General features: G+C 69.7%; 16 protein-coding genes. 8 read left to right on the forward strand and 8 right to left on the reverse strand.

The window, feature by feature from the left end; translation table 11 throughout:
- Positions 1–3 precede the first annotated feature (3 nt).
- From rfbA to P0L94_09035, 4 genes are read left to right on the forward strand one after another with little or no spacing between them, the layout of a single operon-like run.
- Positions 4–873, forward strand: a complete 870-nt coding sequence (gene rfbA, locus P0L94_09020; GenBank protein ID WES66206.1) for a glucose-1-phosphate thymidylyltransferase RfbA — start codon at positions 4–6, stop codon at positions 871–873.
- A complete protein-coding gene (gene rfbB, locus P0L94_09025; GenBank protein WES66207.1) occupies positions 873–1,868 on the forward strand; it encodes a dTDP-glucose 4,6-dehydratase in 996 nt (331 codons plus the stop codon). Before rfbA ends, rfbB begins: the two co-directional genes overlap by 1 nt.
- A gap of 2 nt (positions 1,869–1,870) precedes the next feature.
- Positions 1,871–3,301 (forward strand): bifunctional dTDP-4-dehydrorhamnose 3,5-epimerase family protein/NAD(P)-dependent oxidoreductase, encoded by a 1,431-nt coding sequence (locus tag P0L94_09030; GenBank protein ID WES66208.1) that lies wholly within the window; start codon positions 1,871–1,873, stop codon positions 3,299–3,301.
- Positions 3,298–5,733 (forward strand): alpha-1,2-fucosyltransferase, encoded by a 2,436-nt coding sequence (locus tag P0L94_09035; protein ID WES66209.1) that lies wholly within the window; start codon positions 3,298–3,300, stop codon positions 5,731–5,733. Before P0L94_09030 ends, P0L94_09035 begins: the two co-directional genes overlap by 4 nt.
- An 86-nt stretch (positions 5,734–5,819) precedes the next feature.
- Here P0L94_09035 and P0L94_09040 read toward each other — a convergent pair whose 3' ends face one another.
- Complete coding sequence (locus P0L94_09040; protein WES66210.1) at positions 5,820–6,284, reverse strand: GtrA family protein; 465 nt, start codon at positions 6,282–6,284, stop codon at positions 5,820–5,822.
- Positions 6,285–6,419: 135 nt separating this feature from the next.
- On the opposite strand from P0L94_09040, the gene P0L94_09045 reads away from it, so the two are divergent.
- Both P0L94_09045 and P0L94_09050 read left to right on the forward strand, forming a co-directional pair.
- Positions 6,420–7,316: a glycosyltransferase gene (locus P0L94_09045; GenBank protein ID WES66307.1), complete on the forward strand. Its 897-nt coding sequence runs from the start codon at positions 6,420–6,422 to the stop codon at positions 7,314–7,316.
- A gap of 2 nt (positions 7,317–7,318) precedes the next feature.
- Entirely contained in the window at positions 7,319–9,355 is a 2,037-nt protein-coding gene (locus P0L94_09050; protein WES66211.1) for a DUF6020 family protein, read from the forward strand.
- 144 nt (positions 9,356–9,499) lie between these two features.
- On the opposite strand, the gene P0L94_09055 is transcribed toward P0L94_09050, so the two are convergent.
- The 7 genes from P0L94_09055 to P0L94_09085 form a co-directional block, all read right to left on the reverse strand.
- Positions 9,500–11,479, reverse strand: coding sequence for a hypothetical protein (locus P0L94_09055; protein ID WES66212.1), 1,980 nt, complete (start codon positions 11,477–11,479; stop codon positions 9,500–9,502).
- A gap of 116 nt (positions 11,480–11,595) precedes the next feature.
- Positions 11,596–12,720, reverse strand: a complete 1,125-nt coding sequence (locus P0L94_09060; GenBank protein WES66213.1) for a glycosyltransferase — start codon at positions 12,718–12,720, stop codon at positions 11,596–11,598.
- The gene (locus P0L94_09065) at positions 12,717–14,159 is read right to left on the reverse strand and encodes an LCP family protein (protein WES66214.1); all 1,443 of its coding nucleotides are present in this window, start codon (positions 14,157–14,159) and stop codon (positions 12,717–12,719) included. Before P0L94_09065 ends, P0L94_09060 begins: the two co-directional genes overlap by 4 nt.
- Positions 14,156–14,623 carry a 5-(carboxyamino)imidazole ribonucleotide mutase gene (gene purE, locus P0L94_09070; protein ID WES66308.1) on the reverse strand — a complete coding sequence of 156 codons (468 nt, stop codon included), beginning with the start codon at positions 14,621–14,623 and terminating at the stop codon, positions 14,156–14,158. The genes P0L94_09065 and purE overlap by 4 nt, the downstream gene beginning before the upstream one ends.
- 235 nt (positions 14,624–14,858) lie before the next feature.
- On the reverse strand, positions 14,859–15,995 hold the full coding sequence (locus P0L94_09075) for a 5-(carboxyamino)imidazole ribonucleotide synthase (GenBank protein WES66215.1): 1,137 nt from the start codon (positions 15,993–15,995) through the stop codon (positions 14,859–14,861).
- Positions 15,996–16,056: 61 nt separating this feature from the next.
- Complete coding sequence (locus P0L94_09080; GenBank protein ID WES66216.1) at positions 16,057–16,611, reverse strand: PH domain-containing protein; 555 nt, start codon at positions 16,609–16,611, stop codon at positions 16,057–16,059.
- An 82-nt stretch (positions 16,612–16,693) separates the two neighbouring features.
- Positions 16,694–17,515: a biotin--[acetyl-CoA-carboxylase] ligase gene (locus tag P0L94_09085; protein WES66217.1), complete on the reverse strand. Its 822-nt coding sequence runs from the start codon at positions 17,513–17,515 to the stop codon at positions 16,694–16,696.
- 112 nt (positions 17,516–17,627) lie between these two features.
- Between P0L94_09085 and P0L94_09090 the strand changes: the two genes are divergently transcribed.
- Together P0L94_09090 and P0L94_09095 are read left to right on the forward strand one after the other, a co-directional pair.
- The gene (locus tag P0L94_09090; protein WES66218.1) at positions 17,628–19,217 is read left to right on the forward strand and encodes an acyl-CoA carboxylase subunit beta; all 1,590 of its coding nucleotides are present in this window, start codon (positions 17,628–17,630) and stop codon (positions 19,215–19,217) included.
- Positions 19,214–19,447, forward strand: a complete 234-nt coding sequence (locus P0L94_09095) for an acyl-CoA carboxylase subunit epsilon (protein ID WES66219.1) — start codon at positions 19,214–19,216, stop codon at positions 19,445–19,447. Before P0L94_09090 ends, P0L94_09095 begins: the two co-directional genes overlap by 4 nt.
- Positions 19,448–19,719 lie beyond the last annotated feature (272 nt).

A 19,719-nucleotide genomic window follows, 5' to 3' on the forward strand; every position in this document is an offset into this window, starting at 1 on the left:
CCGATGAAGGGCATCGTTCTGGCGGGCGGATCCGGAAGCCGGCTGCACCCCATCACGCTCGGCGTGTCCAAGCAGCTCGTCCCGGTCTACGACAAGCCCATGGTGTACTACCCGCTGTCGACGCTGATGCTCGCCGGCATCCGCGACATCCTGGTGATCACGACTCCGCACGACGCCCCCGCGTTCGAGCGGCTCCTCGGCGACGGCTCTCAGTTCGGCATCCGCCTCACCTTCGCCCAGCAGCCGTCGCCCGACGGTCTGGCACAGGCGTTCACGATCGGCGCCGACTTCATCGGCGGGGACTCCGTCGCCCTCGTGCTCGGTGACAACCTGCTGTACGGACCGGGGCTCGGCAGCCGGCTCAACCGCTTCTCGGACCTCACCGGCGGCGCCATCTTCGCCTACTGGGTCGGCGACCCGTCGGCCTACGGCGTCGTGGAGTTCGACGCCGAGGGCCGCGTGGTGTCGCTCGAGGAGAAGCCGCGTCATCCCAAATCGAACTACGCGGTCCCCGGGCTGTACTTCTACGACAACGACGTCGTGGAGATCGCCCGCGGGCTCGAGCCGTCCGCGCGCGGAGAGTACGAGATCACGGACGTCAACCGGGCCTACCTCGAGCGCGGAGCGCTGCGTGTCGACGTGCTCCCCCGCGGCACGGCGTGGCTCGACACCGGGACGTTCGACCAGATGACGGATGCTGCGGACTACGTGCGCACGATGGAGCGCCGGACCGGCATGAAGATCGGCGCGCCCGAGGAGGTCGCGTGGCGCATGGGCTTCCTGAGCGACGACGATCTGCGTCGGCGCGCCGAGGGTCTGCGCAAGTCCGGCTACGGCGGGTACCTCCTCGAGCTGCTCGAGCGGGGGAAGTGATGCGGCTGCTGGTCACCGGGGGCGCCGGATTCATCGGCTCCAACTTCGTCCATCACGTCTTGGACGCCACGGATCACCACGTCACGGTGCTCGACAAGCTCACATACGCCGGCAACCTGGCTTCGCTGCAGGGCCTGCCCGAGAGCCGATTCCGCTTCGTCCGGGGCGACATCGCCGACGCGGCTCTCGTGGACGGCCTCTTCGCCGAGGCCGACGCCGTGGTGCACTACGCGGCGGAGTCCCACAACGACAACTCGCTGGACGAGCCGCGGCCCTTCCTCGACACCAACATCGTCGGCACGTACACGCTGCTGGAGGCCGCCCGGCGGCACGGCACGCGATTCCATCACATCTCCACCGACGAGGTGTACGGGGATCTGGCACTGGACGATCCCGCCCGCTTCACCGAGACGACGCCTTACAACCCCTCCAGCCCGTACTCGTCCACCAAGGCCTCGTCGGATCTGCTGGTGCGCGCATGGGTCCGATCGTTCGGCGTGCGCGCGACCATCTCGAACTGCTCCAACAACTACGGCCCGTACCAGCACGTCGAGAAGTTCATCCCTCGCCAGATCACGAACCTCATCCGCGGCATCCGGCCCCGGCTCTACGGCACCGGCGAGAACGTCCGCGACTGGATCCACGCCGACGATCACTCCACAGCGGTGCTGACCATCCTCGACCGGGGCGAGATCGGCGAGACGTACCTCATCGGAGCAGACGGCGAGAAGAGCAACAGGGACGTCGTCGAACTCATCCTCGAACTCATGGGACACCCCCGCGACGCCTACGACCACGTCGCAGACCGGGCCGGGCACGATCTGCGGTACGCGATCGACTCCGCCAAGCTGCGCACCGAACTGGGGTGGAGGCCGCAGTACGCCGACTTCACCGCGGGCCTGCAGGCGACGATCGACTGGTATCGCGAGAACGAGGCGTGGTGGGCGCCCTCCAAGGACGCCACCGAGGCGCGGTACGCCACGAAGGGACAGTGACCGTGTCCGACGCCGACGCGATGTTCCGCAGATCCCTCGCGCCCCGCACGACGCCCATCCCGGGCCTCGTCCTGTGGGACCTGCCCGTGCACGGCGATTCCCGCGGCTGGTTCAAGGAGAACTGGCAGCGCGAGAAGATGACGGCGGCGGGCCTGCCCGACTTCGGGCCGGTGCAGAACAACATCTCGTTCAACGACGCCTTGGGGACCACGCGCGGCATCCACGCGGAGCCCTGGGACAAGTGGGTGTCCGTGGCCACAGGACGCATCTTCGGCGCGTGGGTCGATCTGCGGGAGGGCCCCACCTTCGGCGCGGTCTTCACGGCGGAACTCGACCCGTCGCGCGCGATCTTCGTGCCGCGCGGCGTCGGGAACGCGTACCAGACGCTCGAGCCCGACACGGCCTACACCTATCTCGTCAACGACCACTGGTCGGCGGATGCCGAGTACACATTCCTGAACCTGGCCGACGAGACGGCCGCGATCCCGTGGCCGATCCCGCTCGAACAGGTCCAGATCTCGGCGAAGGACCTCGCCCATCCGCGGCTCGCCGACGTCGTCCCAATGCGCCCCCGCAAGCTCCTGGTGCTGGGAGCGGGCGGCCAACTGGGTCGGGCCCTGCGGGCGGAGTACGGCGACCGTCCGGGGATCGAGTACGCGTCGCGAGAGAGCATCGATCTCGCCGCGGGCGACCTCGCCGGCGCCCGGCGGTGGCGCGACTACGGCACCATCATCAACGCCGCCGCTCACACGGCCGTCGACGACGCCGAGACCCCCGAGGGCCGCGCGGCCGCATGGGCCGTCAATGTCACCGCAGTGACCGCACTCGCGCGCATCGCCGCCGAGCACGGCATCACCCTCGTGCACGTCTCCAGCGACTACGTCTTCGACGGGACGAAGTCGACCGCGTATCTCGAAGGCGACCCCGTGTGCCCGCTCGGGGCCTACGGCCAGACCAAGGCCGCCGGGGACGCCGTGGTCGCGACGGTCCCGCGGCACTACATCGTGCGCACCTCGTGGGTGATCGGCGACGGCCGGAACTTCGTGCGCACGATGGCGGCGCTCGCGGATCGCGGTGCGAGTCCGCGGGTCGTCGACGACCAGACCGGGCGCCTGTCGTTCACGGATGACCTCGCCCGCGGCGTGCGCCACCTCCTCGAGACCGGCGCCCCGTACGGCACCTACAACCTCACGAGCACGGGAGATCCGCTCACGTGGGCACAGGTCGCCCGTGAGGTCTTCCGCCTCAGCGGGCACGACCCCGCGCGCGTGGTCGGGATCAGCACCGCGGAGTACGCCTCAGGGGCGATCGGGCCGGTCGCCCCGCGGCCCGCGCGGAGCACGCTCGACCTGACGAAGATCATCGCCGCCGGATTCACGCCCACGCCGATGACCGAGCGCCTCGGTCGGCATCTGAAGGAGACGGACTCATGACGCGAGGAACGGTGATCCTCCCCTTCGGAAGACAGTTCGCGGGCAAGACGGACTTCCTCACACGCGAGGGCTACAAGGGGCTGCGGCCCATCGACGGCATCTCGCCGTTCACCGCGCTCGGTGCGGCCGATCCCACGCTCGCGCCGCTTGCGACTTCGGCTCGCACGAGCCCCCGGGCGGCTCTCGACGTGCGCAAGTCGCTGTCGCAGACCCTGGCCGACAGCGGAGCGGACGTCATGGTCGTCGACAACACCCCGGCGCTCCTGCGGTTGCGCCGCCACGGCGACCAGCTGTACACGCTGATCCCGGGCGAGAAGACCGACCTGATGGACATGCTGTGGAACGACGATGAGGCCGAAGCCAGGACTCGCTCGGTGAGCGTGACCGAGACGGGACTCGATCCCGAGCTGCGGGCGGCATACCTCGCATTTGCGGACGCGTGCGTGGAGCAGTTCGGCCAGGACCGGATCGTTCTGGTGCGCTCCCATGTGCCGCGGTTCTCCGTCGCGGACGACGGGACGATCGGTCTCGCGACAGGCCGGTGGAGAGAGGCGCGCCTGCTCGACGAGTTGGACCATCTGTTCGCCTCGCACGTCGGCTGCCGCGTGTCCGACGCGGCCACGACCGTCTTCCCGACCGGGCCGGCCTGGCAGTCCTTCGGCGTGGCGGCGCGACGTCCGATCGAAGACGACCTCATCCGCATCATCGAGGATCCAGCCGGTCAGGCGCCCGCCCGGGATCTCCCGCCACCGCGAACGGAACCCTCCGCCGCCGATCTCATCGCCGACGCCGTACGCGACGGTGTTCCGATGCCGGTCCGCCGCATCGGAACACGGCTGCGCACGAACCCTGCGACGCCGCACGATGCCGTGGCCCTCGCCTACCTCGCGCAAGCCGGTGAAATCTCCCCCCGGACGCTCGCGCGGCTCGTCAGGCGTGCTGTCCGAGACCCGAGGTCTCCGGCTGTGCAGCGCACTCGCGCGCAGTGGAGCGAATCCGCCGGCGCCTTGCGACTGCAGCTGGGCGGAGCCGATCCGCGGCCTCGGTCGTTGCGCCCGCAGATTGCACTGGCATGCCGCCCCGAAGTCACCCTCCGGCTGCTGTCGGACGGTGCCGTGCGCGTGCTGCGTTCAGAGGAGCCGACCGAGCAGGACGCGCGCGATCTCGCCGCATCGCATTCTCCCGTTTCTCTGCGGGAGCTGCCGGGCGTTCTGCGGTCTTGGCCGTACTACCTCGAGCGCGGTCGACGTGGGGTGACCGCTGCGGTGTGCGTCGAGGTCTCGGGTGCCGCTGAGCTGGCGGACAGCTGCGCCTGGCTTCCATGGCGCACGATCCTGCAGGAAGAGAACGTGACGTTCGCCGTGGGAAGACGCGCGGCCTCCGAACCCGACCGGGTGCAGGATGTCACGGCCCGCACCGACCTTCGCTTCCTCTTCGACCCCCAGTCGCGCATCGGCACCGTCGGGGGCGGACTGATGGATCAGATCACGCACGTCGCCCTCTACGAGACAGCCTGCGCGCCCATCGGCGCGCAGGCTTACTACGACGACTTCCGGTACACGTGGTGGCGTGCGCACAACGGCTTCGAGGCGGATCGCCTCGCACCGGAGGTCGGCGACCGACGGATCACGCGCCGGATCTCACTGTCCTTGACCGAACGGTTCCGCGCGGAGGTGGACAGTCGTCCCTACCTCCCGTGGGTCTACAGCCAGTCCCGAGCGTGGCACTCACTCGGTCTGCGTGACGCCGTCTTCGTCGCCCGCGACGATCCGAACTCCCGCCGTCTGCGCGAACAGCCTGTCGAATTCGCGCTCCATGTCTACTCCGACCTGGAGTCTTTCCACGACCTCGTCGAGCGGCCGCCAGGCGCGGTCACGATCTTCACCACGCAGGATCGCATGCCGATCGATGAGCCGAGCGCAGACAAGATCCGATCGGTCTTCCGTTTCGACACACTACTCGAGCATGAGACACCACCGGCCGGCGTTGCGGCGATGGCGGAGCGACTGCAGAGCAGCCGGTACATCGCGCTACACGTCCGGCGCGGAGATTTCCTCCATGACCACTTCGACGTGGACGGGTGGCACGGGACCTCCGGCCACTACGCGACAGCCATCGACACGATCCTCCGTGAAGCCGATGAGGATGGGACGAGTGAATCCGTGAACGTGGCCGTGTTCTCCGACGACCTGGCTCATGTCGCAAACAACACCTCGGAGTTCGGTCTCGACAAGATCAGCGGAGACGTCGTATTCGTCGCGGGAAACAGCAACTACGACTCGATCTGGGACTCGTACCTGATGTCGCTGTGCCCGGTCGTCATCGGATCGGTCGGGTCGTTCGCGGCCACGACGTCGCTGCTGGCCGATGCCCCGAGCACATTCATCCGATCAACCCCGGGAGGGGTCGAAGTGCTCTGGCAGCGCACGTAGCAGCGGGGTACCGGGCTCGCGTGCAGTCGAGCCCGCACCGCGAGCGAGCGGTGCGGCGGCGATCCGGCCGCTTCACCGATCGTGCGCTATGCGGGCTCAGCCTGCGCCGGTTCGGGTTCGGGGCGGAAGACGAATCGGTCGTAGGTCGCGAACCGGAACACCGTCGCGACGATCTGGCCGATGAAGGTCCCGGAGATGTTGTCGGGCACAGGGCCCTCGAGACCCAGCACGTAGCGCGAGAACGCCAGACATCCCAGCTGAAGGAGGATGGCGGTCACGTTGAACACCACGAACAGGACGTAGCGAGACCAGCGATGCGGCAGATGGCGCGACCCGAAGGTCCAGAACCGGTTCCCGATGTACGTGGCCACCGACGCGACAGCGATGGAGATGATCTTCGCGGTCAATGGGTAGTCGTACAGGACACCTTGACCCGTGACCCAGAACACGAGGATGTTGTACACCGCTGCGTCCACGAAGAAGGCGACAAGACCGACAACGAGGAACGCCGCCACCTCCTTGGTGCGGCGACCGAGCGACTCCTGGGGCATCGCCCTCCTTCCGGCCCGCCGAACGTACCGTGCTAGTTTAGTCGGCGGCCGCCGCCCGGATTGTCGCGGGGCCCCGGGATCTGTTGAGCGCGAGAAGGCCTGCATTTGTCTCTGTCACCCGTCATCGCCGCGATCGTGCCATGCTTCAACGAAGAGTCCTCCGTGGCTTCCGTGGTGGCGGATCTGAAGAACGCCGTGCCGGAGATCGTGGTCTACGTCTACGACAACAACAGCACCGACGCGACACGGGATGTCGCCGAGGCCGCAGGCGCAATAGTGCGCACGGAGGATGCACGGGGCAAGGGGAACGTGATCCGGCGCGCATTCGCCGACGTCGAAGCCGACATCTACGTCATGATCGACGGCGATGACACATATGACGCCGCCGCTCTGCCGGAGATGATCCAGACGCTTCTGGACGGCCCGTACGACCATGTGCTCGGCGTGCGTCGCCAGATGACCTCCACCGCTTACCGCCCCGGGCACGAACTGGGCAACCGCGGGTTCAACTGGCTCGTGGGCAACGTCTTCGGTGCGCCCGTGAGCGACATGCTCAGCGGCTACCGTGTGATGTCGCGGCGCTTCGTCAAGAGCTTTCCGGCGGGCTCACGTGGTTTCGAGGTCGAGACCGAGCTCACGGTCCACGTCATGAGCATTCGCGCTCCCCAGACGGAGGTCGCCGTCGGCTTCAAGGACCGACCCGCGGGCAGCGAGAGCAAGCTGCGCACCTATCACGATGGCCTGCGCATCCTGGGTCTCGTCGTGCAGCTCGTGCGCCATGAGAGGCCGCTGCTGTTCTACGGACTCATCGGATCGCTGCTGCTGGTCATCGCGGTGCTCTTCGGGATCCCCATCGTGACCGAGTTCATCGAAACGGGCCTCGTCCCCCGCGTGCCGACCACCGTGCTCGCGACAGGAATCGGCGTGTTCGGAGCCCTGTCGATCGTCATCGGGCTCGTGCTCGACGGCGTGCTGCGCGCACGCCGCGAGATGAGCCGGCTCATGTACCTCGCACTCAGCGCGCCGAGCTGATGGTGAGCGCTGCTTCGCCGAGCCCCGGAGAACACGTCGGCCCGCACTCGGTGGACCGCGAGACGCACCGTTCCCCTCAGACCGGCCACACCGCCGGCGAGGGCGACGCGCGCACCTCGTGGACCTCCGGAATCGCGCAGTGGGTCATCGCTGCGGTGGGAGCATGGTTCGTCGTCCTGGCTCTGGCGACCGGCACGTCACCCGGTTCGATCTTCGAGCGCGTCGACTCATCTGCGGTCGTGGCGGGTGCGGCTTTCGTCGGCGTCGCGCTCTTGGGCAAGCTCGCTCTGTGGTCCACCCCACGCGCAATATGGGCGTGGGCGATTCCGCTGGGCATGACGCTGGGGCTTTCCCACGTCGCAGGCATCTCGCTGATGCGGTCGCAAGCCGACTTGGCGCTCTTCTCCCCCAGTCAGCCGCCTGCCGAGCTACTGTGGTCCGCTGCACAGTTCATCGGCACGGCGACCGCAGCAACGTGGCTGATCGCGCTCGCACTACGGCTCATCGAGCAGCGTGCGCCTGCCTCGCCTGCTCCCGACTCCCCGTCGGAGCCGTCCACGCAGGGGTCGATCGATCGGTTCTTCCTGCGGCTCCGCGAGGGTCGTATCGGGGCTTTCGCGTGGGTGTTCGCCGCCATCGTGCTCGCTCGTGTTCCATATCTCATCCTGTGGTGGCCGGGGATCATGCCGTTCGATTCCCTCCGGCCTTTCTCCTACGCAGAGACGGGGGTCTGGGAGCAGCTCGACCCCATCGGGCACTCATTCCTCATCGTGGGCGCGAACGGGCTCGCGAACAGCCTCGGGTGGGGGGACAGCGGGGGTGTCGCGATCGGCGCGATCGTGCAGCTCGCCACGAACTCTGCGGCGTTCGCCTTCATGCTCACGCGAGTGGCGGCATGGGGCGTTCCCGGGCGCCTCTGGGCGGTGATGGCGGGCTGGGTGGCCCTCCTCCCGACGTTCGGGGTCTTCTCGGTGACCGTCGTCAAGGACGTCCCGTTCACCACGGCCTTCGTGGTGTTTCTGACCTGCTTCGGGGAACTGATCCTCGGCCGGTCCCGCGACGCAGGCAATCGCCTGTGGCCGTGGATCGGCCTCGCCGCCTCAGGTGTTGCGATGTTCGCACTGCGCAACAACGGGATCATCGTCCTCGTCGCGTCGTTCGTCGCCCTCGCCATCGTGCTCCGACGCCAGTGGAGGCACCTGCTCGGCGCTGTCGCCGTCTGCGCAGTCGCCTTCGGGCTGTACGCCGGACCGCTCATGTGGGCGGTCGACGCCCTGCCGACGCGGTCGACCGAGACGTGGTCCGTCCCGCTTCAGCAGATCGCTCGGATCGCCCAAGATCACCCCGATTCTCTCAGCGCCGAAGACCGCGCGTTCATCGGCGAGCTGTTCCCGAACTGGACACTTGCCGACATCGGCGAGCAGTACCGGCCGGGGATCTCCGATCCGATCAAGGACGAGGCGAGCCGATGGTGGGAGGCCCACAGCACGACGGATGTGCTGTCGAACTGGCTGCGCCTGATGCGCGAGTACCCGCTGTCCGCGGTGACCGCGACTCTCGCCAACACCGTCGGCTACTGGTCCCCCAGCGCTCAGCCGTGGTACGGACACGGACTCACGATCGCATCCAGGAATGACGTTCGCGGCATCCACCTCGACATTCCCTATGGGCCCGTCGACGTCGGGGTGCGCGGCGCGATCGAACGCCATGAGCTGCTCGGAGAAACTCTGCGGCAGACTCCGATCCTCGGCATCGCACTCGCTCCCGGCCTGGTGACATGGCTGTGGGTCGTGGCGGCGATCGGCGTCATCCGAAAGCGGGATGTCCGGACACTCGTCTGGTTCGTCGCCCCGGCGATGCTCCTGCTCACGGTGCTCGCGGGCCCGGTCTCGGGAAGCATGCGCTATGCGCTGCCCTTCTTCGCCGCTCTCCCCCTCGCATGGGCCATCGCCGTCACCGCGCGCCGACGTGCGCGCGACGTCACGCCTCCGGAAGCAGCTGCCGGTGACGCCGAGAGCGTGGGACCGCTGAACGGGTAGCCCCTGCTGCCTCTGGGCCTTTCAGCCGCCGGCACCGGAGGACGTCAGCCCTGCATCATCGGCGGGCCGGACGCCTCGGCCACGGGCGACGACACCGAAACTTCGGGCGCGGCGGCTGGATCGGCGCAACGCCGGGCGTGCGGCTCACGGGGCGAACGACACTCCTCCCGACGACGAGTCCCACGTTGCCGTCCCTCCCTCGAACTCCTGCCACGCACCACTGTCCGTGGACGTCACCGGACCCGTGGGGTAGCCCATCTCGCCGTTCTCCCAGCCCTGCGCGCGCCAGTACTCGCGGATCGGTCCGAAGGTCGCCCACGCACCCGTGGCCGCGGTCCAGTGGATCGACCCACCCTGGAAGTTCTGATAGCACCCACCATCGACCAGGCCACACCGCAACACCCCCGACGGATACCCAAGCTCCCCGTTCTCCCAGCCCTGCTCACGCCACGCCGAACGCACCGCACCCGACGTCGCAAACGCCTGACCCGACGGCGTCAGATGAATCGACCCACCCTGGAAGTTCTGATAGCACCCACCATCGACCAGGCCACACCGCAACACCCCCGACGGATACCCAAGCTCCCCGTTCTCCCAGCCCTGCTCACGCCACGCCGAACGCACCGCACCCGACGTCGCAAACGCCTGACCCGACGGCGTCAGATGAATCGACCCACCCTGGAAGTTCTGATAGCACCCACCATCGACCAGGCCACACCGCAACACCCCCGACGGATACCCAAGCTCCCCGTTCTCCCAGCCCTGCTCACGCCACGCCGAACGCACCGCACCCGACGTCGCAAACGCCTGACCCGACGGCGTCAGATGAATCGACCCACCCTGGAAGTTCTGATAGCACCCACCATCGACCAGGCCACACCGCAACACCCCCGACGGATACCCAAGCTCCCCGTTCTCCCAGCCCTGCTCACGCCACGCCGAACGCACCGCACCCGACGTCGCAAACGCCTGACCCGACGGCGTCAGATGAATCGACCCACCCTGGAAGTTCTGATAGCACCCACCATCGACCAGGCCACACCGCAACACCCCCGACGGATACCCAAGCTCCCCGTTCTCCCAGCCCTGCTCACGCCACGCCGAACGCACCGCACCCGACGTCGCAAACGCCTGACCCGACGGCGTCAGATGAATCGACCCACCCTGGAAGTTCTGATAGCACCCACCATCGACCAGGCCACACCGCAACACCGATGTCGGATACCCCAACTCCCCGCTCGCGCCGCCGGCAGCTTCCCACGCCGCCGCCACCGCTCCGCTGACCGCCACCTGCGTGGACCCGAACCAATCGGTGAAGTAGTTGAAGAAGTTGCGGTTGCCGTACGCCGAGCACCCGTCGCCGGTGCCGTAGCCCGCCCGCAGCGCCGCGCTGTTGGGCTGGTAGGGCGTGTAGTAGTACAGGTTCGCCGTCGCCTGGTTCTTCACCGCGACGGGAGACGACCCGCACGAGCGGTCGGGGTTGTAGAGGATGTTCCACGTGTTGCCGGGCGCGTACCACGTGAAGTACTGGCTGGTTCCCGGCGGGTTCGCGTACCTCTTGAACTGCCACGCGGCGCCGTAGACCTGATTGAAGAATCCGTAGTAGCGCTCGTCGCAGGCAGAGGTGTCGGGGCAGCCCTGCCCCATCGCGATCGTGTAGCGCCAGTCGCTCGGCCACACGTGCGTGACGAGACCCTGCTCCTTCTGGAGCGTGACGAGGATCACCTGCGGGTTGATGCCGCACGCCCGCGCGACCTTGTAGATGATGCGCGAGGCGCGCTCGCGCACCCCGCCGGAGTACGCCCCGCACATCGCGTCGGCGGTGGTGCTGCGCGAAGTGTCGTACCAGTCCTTCAGACACGTGTAGCCGGACACGCAGTTCGGCACCCTCTCTTCGAGGAAGGCCTGGATCTGCGCCTCGGTCATCGTGCCGGAGTCGAAGAAGACCGCGTCGCTGACGATGTTCCCAGCAGAGAACGCCGACAGGTCCGCGGTCTTGACGACGGCCTTCGCGGCGGTGATCCCGCCTCCGGAGGGGCCCGTCAACGCCCCGGCCGGCGACGCGACCAGAAGCGAGACGACGAGCGCGAGGGCGCTCGTGATGACCGGGAGAACGCGACGCATGCGCGCCTCAGAGCACCGTCCGGACGAGATTCATGTGAACAGTGTGGCGGATGTTACGGAAGTTCACCACTCTTGCGCACCGAATTCCCCACGGCCGCGGCTCCGCGGCGCCCCGCTCACAGGTCCGCGTGCAGCTGCCACACCCGCTCCGCCGCGCCGTGCCACGAGAAGGCGCGCCCGCGGTCGGCGGCGAGCACGGCCCAGCGCTCGGCCGCCCGCGTGGTCGAAAGCGCCTGGGCGAGGCCCTCCCCCATGCCCTCGGCGAGCGCGGCGTCGTCCGCGGCGTCGACGAGCATGCCGCCGTCGACGACGACGTCGCGGTGGACGGCCGAGGCCGACGCGATCACCGGGACGCCGAGCGCGAGGGCGTCGATCACGCGCCACGGGAACGCGGCTCGCCGCGAGGGCGCCAGCAGCGCCAGCGCCGCGCCGTAGACGGCGCCGCGGTCTAAGGTCTCGAGCGCGCCGCGCACGTGCAGTCGGCGCTCGGGGATGCCGGCCGCCGCGGCGATCTCCGCCACCGCCGGCTCGAGCCCCTCGGGCACGTCGACGACCACGAGGGGCACGTCCACGCCGGAAGCGGCGACCGCGCGGAACCCTACCGACAGCGCATCCGAGGGCGCCGGGGTGCCTGACAGCAGCACGAACCCCTCGGGAAGTCCCAGCGAGCGGCGCCGTCCGACCTCGTCGCGCGGCACCGCGAGGTCGATCGCCGGGGCGCCCGCGATGACGCGCACGCGGCTGCCGAGTCTGGCCACGCCCGACAGACGCTCCCCGATCGCGTGGGTCGGGACGACGATCGCGTCGGCGTGCCGCGCCGCGCGCTTGAGCATCGCCCGATGCCAGGCCACGACGGACTTCGGCAGCTCGGCGGGCGTCTCCCAGGGGCGCATGTCCCACACCGTCACGACCGTCTGGTCGTGGTCGTGGACGCGATCGTGGCGGACCAGCGGCGCCAGCAGCGTCGGAGCATGGATCATCCCGCCGCCGATGCCCGAGGTCACGCCCATCTGCAGAGCGGCGGCCAGCTCGCGACGGGCCAGGGCCGTGCGGCGGAGGTCCACGAGGCCCGGGAGCGCGGCCTTGTCGCCGGCGCCTCCGGCGGGGGCGATGCCCTCGACGGCGCAGCCCTCCGGCGCGGTGGCGATGAGCGCCCGGGCGAGGTCCCTCGCCCCGGTGGCGAGGTCGGCGTCGGTCGGCGCGGTGACCTGGTCGAGCATGACCCGCAGGATCGCCGTCATGGCTCTTCGGTCGGGGCCGGCGGATGCAGCGTCTGCTGCACCAGCTCGCGGATGTAGGCGTAATCGGGCTCGGCCTCGTCGATGCCGCCCTCCGGAGTGAGCTCGATCGTCGTGACCTCCTGCTCCCTCGCCTGGAGCGCCAGGTCGGCGAGCGCCGGGATGAGCGACTGGGGCAGGTCGGTCTCGACCAGGTCGGTGCCGGCGGCGGCGATCTCCTGGAACCGGGTCAGGACCGTCTGCGGCGTGAACTGCGCGAGGATCGCCTCCTGCAGCTGGCGCTGACGCTTCATGCGGTCGAAGTCGCTCGTGGTGTACCTCGAGCGCGCGTACCACTGCGCGGTGTCGCCGTCCATGTGCTGCGGCCCCGGCTCGATCCAGCCGAAGGCCCACTCCTCAGCGGGCTGGCCCTCGTACGTCGGCCCGCCGCCCTTGGGCAGGCGCTCCTCGACGGTGATGTCGACGCCGCCGAGGGCGTCGATGAGCGATGCGAATCCGTTCATGTCGATGAACACGTAGTAGGGGATCTCGATGCCGAGGATCCCCTCGGCGGCATCCTTCGTGGCCTCGACGCCGGGCGTTGATCCGTTCGCGCGCGCGTCGGGGTACAGCGCGTCGCCGTCGCGGCAGACCTCGACCTCGGTGCGCAGCTGGTTGATGCCGCTGGTCCAGCCGCAGTTCGGGTCGGCGACGCCCTGGTGCACGTCGGGGTACAGCTCCTTCATGGGCCCGTCCGCGAACGGGAAGTGGGGCATGTCGCGCGGGATGCCGGTGATCGTCGTCGCACCGGTGTCGGCGTTGACCGACACCACCGAGATGCTGTCGAAGCGCATCGAGTCGCGGCCCTCACCGCTGTCGGCGCCGAGCAGCAGGATGTTGTAGTAGCCGTCCGACGGCGGAACGCTCGGGCCGCTCGCGCCGAAGATCGCGCCCAGCGTGTCGCGCGTGATGCCGGCGTAGAGGGCCGCGTACGCCGCCGAACCGCCCGACACGACCATCAGCACCACGGCCAGCAGCGCGATGCCGAACCGCGCGACCGGGCCGGTGCGCACCAGGCGGACCAGGCGCAGCGTGTCCACGGCGAGCACCACCCACAGCACCGCGTAGGCGATGAGCACGATCTGCGCCGCGGTGAGGACGAACCAGTTCGTCGCGATCGCGATCGCGACGGTGCGCCACAGCGCGTACACGAGCACGGCGAGGAGGGCCGCCGTCCACAGGCCCAGTGTCGCGCCCAGTCCGATGCGGCCGAGGCGGCGGTTGCCGGCCAGTGCCTGGGCCGAACCCGGGATCAGGAAGCCCAGCGCCACGAGCCACCAGCCCCGGCGGGTCATCATGGCGCGCGAGCCGGTGTCGGGATGGCGCAGCGGACGCTCTTCGACCAGGCTGCGGGCGGGCCCGGGCGCAGGCGGCGCCTGCCGACGCGGCGGGGCGATGCTCACAGCGACTCCTTGAGCCGCCGGTTCTTCTCCTCCACCTGCGCCTCGAGGTCGCGGGCGTACTCCTCGATGCGGTCGCCGAGCACGGCGTCGGCGGCGCCGATGATCCGCGCGGCGAGGAGGCCGGCGTTCTTGGCGCCGTTGATCGAGACCGTCGCGACGGGGATGCCGGCAGGCATCTGCACGATGCTCAGCAGCGAGTCCATGCCGTCGAGCGTCGCCAGCTGCACCGGGACCCCCACCACCGGCAGCGCCGTCATCGACGCCAGCATGCCGGGGAGGTGCGCGGCGCCCCCCGCGCCGGCGACGATGACGCGCAGGCCGCGGCCCCGCGCCTCACGGGCGTAGCGCATGAGCTTGTCGGGCGTGCGGTGGGCCGACACCACCTCGACCTCGTGCGGGACGCCGAGGTCGGTGAGGATCTGCGACGCGTCGCTCATGACGCGCCAGTCCGAGTCGGAGCCCATGACGACGCCGACCAGCGGCGCCTCGGAGGAATGCAGCGGCGTGGTCACCTGTCCAGGCTAGATCGCCCTGCGCCAAGTTGCCCGCAGCGGCACGCATCCGCCCCTCCCCATTCCCGCCCTGCTCCCCCTGCAGAATGACCGTCACGGCGCCATCGCACCGGCATGCGGGCGGAGAAGCTGCTACCGCGCCGTGACGTCAAGAGAGCCGGGGGGAACAGAGCGGAGGGAACAAGCGTCAGTCGTCGAAGAACGCGGCCGCGGCGCGGGCCTGGTAGGCCACGTCATCGAGGTCCTCGCCGGAGCAGTTGACGTGACCGACCTTGCGGCCCGGGCGCGGCGCCTTGCCGTAGGTGTGGATCTTGGCCGCCGGATGCTCGGCCATCGCGACGCCGAAGCGGTCGGTCAGCCCCTCCGACTGCGGGCCGCCGAGGATGTTCACCATGACCGACCACGGATGCCGCGGCGACGGGTCGCCCAGCGGCAGGTCGAGCACCGCGCGCAGGTGCTGCTCGAACTGGTCGGTGACGGCGCCGTCCTGCGTCCAGTGCCCGCTGTTGTGCGGGCGCATCGCGAGCTCGTTGACCAGGATGCGGTCGTCGGTGGTCTCGAACAGCTCCACCGCCAGCATGCCGGTGACTCCGAGCCCCTCGGCGATCGCGGTGCCGACCTTCGCGGCGACGTCGGCGAGCCGTCCGCCCGCGTGGGGCGCGGGCGCGACGACCTCGGCGCACACGCCGTCGCGCTGCAGCGTCTGCACGACGGGGTACACCGCCATCTCGCCGGACGGGCGGCGCGCGACCTGCTGTGCGAGCTCGCGCGTGAAGTCGACGAGCTCCTCGACCAGGAGCGAGCCGCCGCGGGCGTCCTCGGCGAGCGCTGCGAACCAGTCGTCGGCCTCGGTCGCCGCCGACACGACGCGCACGCCCTTGCCGTCGTATCCGCCGCGCGGGGTCTTCACGACGGCACGGCCGCCGTGCGCGTCCAGGAAGTCCTGGAGCTCGGCCGGACCCGACACCGCGGCCCACTCCGGCTGGGGCATCCCGAGATCCTCGAGGCGCTCGCGCATCTCGATCTTGTCCTGTGCGAACCGCAGCGCCGGACCGCCCGGGTGCACCGGAATGCCGGCCTCGGCCACGGCGGCGAGCACGTCCTGCGGCACGTGCTCGTGGTCGAAGGTCAGCACGTCGACGCCGCGGGCGAACGCGAGCACCGTCGCGGCGTCGCGATAGTCGCCCACCGCGGTGGCCGCCAGGGCCGCCGACATCCCTTCGGCCTCGGCGAGCACGCTCAGCTCGACCCCCATTTCGACCGCCGGCGCGATCATCATCCGGGCCAGCTGCCCTCCGCCGACGACTCCGACACGCAGCGCCATGCCGCTCCTTCCGTCCCCTCCATCTTTCCTCACGACGGGCCCACCCGGGGGCCCGTCGCCGTCAGGTGACGGTGGGGCCGGTCGGCAGGGGCTGGGCGTCGCGGTGCGCGAGGATCTGGTTGACCTCGATCTGGTCGACCAGCACCTCCTGGACGAGGACGGCGCTGGGGACGTCCGCGAGCCGCATCGGCTCCTCGACGCCGCCCGACAGCGTCAGCGTCCCCGCGCCCCACATCCGCTGGAGGATGCTTCGGCGCAGCTGCACCGTGTAGCCGCGGACGTGGGCGAGCTCGCGCACGCGCGGCGCGAACAGCCCGCGGCGCTCGATGACGCGCTGCGTCGTGATCGTGTAGACGTGGGCGAGCCAGGACAGATACGGCAGCACCACCAGCAGCAGCACCACCGCCCCGGCCGCGGCCAGCAGCATCCAGTCCTCGTACGGCTCGGACAGGTTTCCCAGCAGGTAGCCGCACGCGGCCGCGACCGCGATCAGCACGAGAGCAGACCACACCAGGCGCCGCGCATGGGGCCGGAACCGCGCGACCCGCTTCTCGGGCGCCTCGACGCCCGGAGCGGGCGTCTGCGGGCGCCCGCCGTAGGACGTCGGCTGGGTCATGCCTCCATTGTTGTCCGCTGTTGAGACATCCTGTCCACGAACGCGCCACATCGCGACACACTGGGCGCCGGCGGACGGAGTGTCACCGCACGTGGACGACGTCCCCCGCCCCCACCGCGGTGCGCTTCCCGGCATCGTCGGCGACGACGAGGCGTCCGTCGGGATCGAGCTCGACGGCGGTGCCGACGAGCGTCTCACCGTCCGGCAGGCTCGCCTTCACCCGCTCGCCGATCGTGACGCACAGGCGGGTGACGGCGGCGTGCACGCCGGCCTCGCGGGCATCGCCGCCCGCCGCCACGAGCGCGCGCAGCTGCTCGTCGAGATCGCGCAGGTAGTCCGCCAGCAGGCGGTCGATGTCGGCGTCGAGGCCGACCACCTGGAGCGACACGGCGGTGTCGACCGGCAGCTGGTCGGCGCTCATCGCGGTGTTCACGCCCGCACCGATCACGACGGCATCCGGGTCCACGGCGACGACCTCCGCGAGGATGCCGCACAGCTTTCGGCCCGGATCGTCGGGGAGCCGATGATCGAACAGCAGCACGTCGTTGGGCCACTTCAGTCGCGCCCGCACGGGCGCGGTCGCCGACTGCGCGGCGACCGCGCGCGTCATCGCCGCTCCGGCGGCGAGCGGGAGCCAGCCTCGCGCGGCGGCGGGCAGCTCGGCGACGCGCAGCAGCACAGAGACGGCCAGGGCCGTTCCGGCCGGAGCCTTCCACACCCGGTCCAGGCGACCGCGGCCCGCCCGCTGGTCGTCGGTGAGGAGCACCGACAGGTGGGGCCAGGCATCCGGGGCGGCGCCGACGAGGGCGACCAGGTCGGCGTTGGTCGAGCCGGTCGACGCCAGGACCTCGACGCGGGGGCTCACGCGGCGCGTGAGGGGCAGGGAATCGGCGGAGACGGCCATGCGCCCACGTTACGACCACGACCGCCGGACGGCAGCGGTCCACAGCGGATGGCGTCAGCCCTTGTGCGAACCCTCCAACCGTTGCGGGGGCGCGCTCGCTAGGGTGGAACGCGTGACCCATGAGCCCGATCTGTCCTCGACCGCCGGCAAGATCGCCGATCTCCGCAAGCGTTACGAGGAAGCCGTCGTCGACGCCGAGAAGATCTCGCAGGACAAGCAGCACGCCAAGGGCAAGCTCACCGCCCGCGAGCGCATCGAGCTGCTCGTGGACCAGGGATCCTTCGTCGAGTTCGACGAGTACGTGCGTCACCGGACGACGGCGTTCGGCATGGACCGCACCCGCCCCTACGGCGACTCGGTCGTCACGGGCGTCGGCACGATCCACGGCCGCACCGTCGCGGTGTACGCCCAGGACTTCACGACCTTCGGCGGCTCCCTCGGCGAGGTCGCCGGCGAGAAGATCATCAAGATCATGGAGTTCGCGATGCGCGACGGCATGCCGTGCATCGGCATCCTCGACTCCGGCGGCGCCCGCATCCAGGAGGGCGTCGTCGCGCTCGGCAAGTACGGTGAGATCTTCCGCCTGAACACCGCCGCCTCGGGCGTGATCCCGCAGATCTCCATCATCATGGGCCCCGCAGCCGGCGGCGCGGTGTACTCGCCCGCGCTCACCGACTTCGTCGTGATGGTCGACAAGACCAGCCAGATGTTCGTCACCGGCCCCGACGTCATCAAGACCGTCACCGGCGAGGACGTCGGCATGGAGGAGCTCGGCGGCGCGCACACGCACAACACGCGCTCGGGCGTCGCGCACTACCTCGCCGAGGACGAGGACGACGCGATCGACTACGTCCGCACCCTGCTGGGCTTCCTCCCCGACAACAACATGTCGGAGCTGCCCGTCTACGAGACGGAGTTCGAGTTCGAGACGACGGATGCCGATCGCGTGCTGAACACGATCATCCCCGACTCGCCGAACCAGCCCTACGACATCCACGACGTCATCCGCCACGTCGTCGACGCCGAGGACTTCCTCGAGGTGCAGCCGCTGTTCGCCCCGAACATCGTCATCGGCTTCGGCCGCGTCGAGGGCCGCACGGTCGGCATCATCGCCAACCAGCCCTCGCAGATGGCCGGCACGCTCAACATCGACGCCGGCGAGAAGGCGAGCCGGTTCGTGCGGTTCTGCGACGCCTTCTCGGTGCCGATCGTCACCCTCGTCGACGTTCCCGGCTATCTTCCCGGCACCGACCAGGAATGGACCGGCGTCATCCGCCGCGGCGCGAAGCTGCTGTACGCGTATGCCGAGGCGACGGTGCCGCTGGTGACGGTGATCCTGCGCAAGGCCTACGGCGGCGCCTACATCGTGATGGGCTCGAAGCAGCTGGGCGCCGACATCAACCTCGCGTGGCCGACCGCCGAGATCGCCGTCATGGGGGGCCAGGGAGCGGTCAACATCCTCTATCGAGGCGAGATCAAGCGCGCCGAGGAGGCCGGCGAGGACGTCGCCGCTGTCCGCACGCGCCTCGCCAACGAGTACACCTACAACGTCGCCTCGCCGTTCCTGGCCGCCGAGCGCGGCGAGCTCGACGGCATCATCGAGCCGGCGGCCACGCGCGTGTCGATCGCGAAGTCGCTGCGGGCCCTGCGCGGCAAGCGCGCGAGCCTGCCGCCCAAGAAGCACGGGAACATCCCGCTGTGAGCGCCGACGAGCTCGAGCAGGGCGCGGGCGTGCGCGTCGACGTGCGGCGCGGCAGCCCCACGGACGACGAGCTGGCCGCCCTCGTGGCCGTCGTCAGCGAGGCGTACGTCACCGAGGCCGAGACCGCCGTCGCCGACGAGCCCGCGCGCCGCAGTGCGTGGTCGGTGTCGCAGCGCAGCCTCCGCGAGCCCCTGCGGCGCGAGCTCGGGTGGGGTCCCTGGACCTGCTGAACCCCGCTCACGGGCCGGGAGGGGGATATTTGTCCCCCGAAATACCTACAGACGAACCTCCTGCGGTGGGGTTTACTGATTATTGCTGGAACGCATCAGCGTTCGGCTGACCTGCTCTCCGCTGCACGGACAGCAACAGGTTCGGCCCTTTGCGGACGGTTTTCGGGTAACCGCTCCGCCAGGCGAGGGGCGGGCGGCTTCGCCGCCCCTCGCCTCTTCCGACACCGCTCCCCGTCCTGGTTCCCCTCCCCCACCGGGACGGGGAGCGATTT

Origin of the sequence: Microbacter sp. GSS18 (assembly GCA_029319145.1) — a bacterium.
Classification (GTDB): domain Bacteria; phylum Actinomycetota; class Actinomycetes; order Actinomycetales; family Microbacteriaceae; genus Microbacterium.